Raw genomic sequence first — 1,201 nt, 5'->3', positions numbered from 1 at the left:
AAAGCTGTCAATCAATCGAAAAAGCGACTTACAACAAAATCCACCGCCACCTACACTCGCCCTGCTCACTTCCCGCAACCCTNACACGGAATCAAGCCGAGAACACCAAACGGCGTGCTGGATGTGCAGACACCACAAGAACATCACACAAAAAACGGAGACACGCATGTTAGCCCTGCTCGGCTTTGTCACGATCGTATCCTTGTTCACGGCCATCCTCACCAAGAAGATGTCGCCGCTGGTGGCGTTGATCGCCATCCCCATCATCGCCGCGCTGGTCGGCGGTTTCGGCTTGCAGACCTCGAAGTTCATCGTGCAGGGCGTGACCGCCATTGCGCCGGTGGCGGGCATGTTCGTCTTCGCCATCCTGTTCTTCGGCATCGTCACCGATGCCGGCATGTTGGACCCCATCATCAGCCGCATCCTCAAGACGGTGGGCAGCCGCCCGAGCCGCATCGTGCCGGGTACCGCATTGCTGGCCTTGCTGATCCACCTGGATGGCTCCGGCGCGGTGACCTTCCTCATTACCATCCCGGCCATGCTGCCGCTCTATACGCGCCTGGGCATCGACAAGCGCATCCTGGCCTGTGTGGCCTCGATGGCGGCCGGCGTGAACTTCCTGCCGTGGACCGGGCCGATGATCCGCGCCTCGGCCGCGCTGCACATCCCGGTCTCGGATATCTTCACGCCGCTGGTGCCGGTGCAACTGGTGGGGCTGGCGTTCGTATTCATCGCCTCCTACCTGCTGGGCCTGAAGGAAGAACGCCGCCTCGGATTGGGCCAGGGCGCCACGGTGGACTTCGTGCAACAGCATGAGCTGACCGACGCCCAACTGAAGCTCCGCCGCCCGCAGAATTTCTGGGCCAACATCGTGCTCACCCTCTTCGTGCTGGGCGTAATGATCAGCGGCAAGGTCGATCCGGTGGTGATGTTCATGATCGGCGTGGTACTGGCACTGATGCTCAATTATCGCGATGTGGCCCAGCAGCGCGAGCGCATCGATGCCCACGCCAAGGCCGCCTTGCTGATGGCCAGCATCCTGTTTGCGGCGGGGGTGTTCACCGGCATCATGACCAAGTCGGGAATGCTCTCGGCCATGGCCAAGACGGCGGTCGGTTTCGTGCCACCCGAGATGGCGGGCCATATCCCGGTGGTGCTGGGCTTGCTGTCCATGCCGCTGTCACTGCTGTTCGACCCCGAT

Annotated in this window: 1 protein-coding gene; it reads left to right on the top strand. The window is 61.9% G+C overall.

Going from position 1 to position 1,201, the window contains the following annotated elements; translation table 11 throughout:
* Window positions 1-166 precede the first annotated feature (166 nt).
* Window positions 167-1,201, top strand: a 1,035-nt coding sequence (locus I5W_RS15400; RefSeq protein ID WP_044529885.1) for a CitMHS family transporter, incomplete at its 3' end; no start/stop codon positions are given.

The sequence above is a fragment of the Herbaspirillum sp. B65 genome, assembly GCF_000333555.1.
Lineage (GTDB): Bacteria > Pseudomonadota > Gammaproteobacteria > Burkholderiales > Burkholderiaceae_D > Herbaspirillum > Herbaspirillum rubrisubalbicans.
This window is presented reverse-complemented; position numbering and strand designations above follow the sequence as displayed.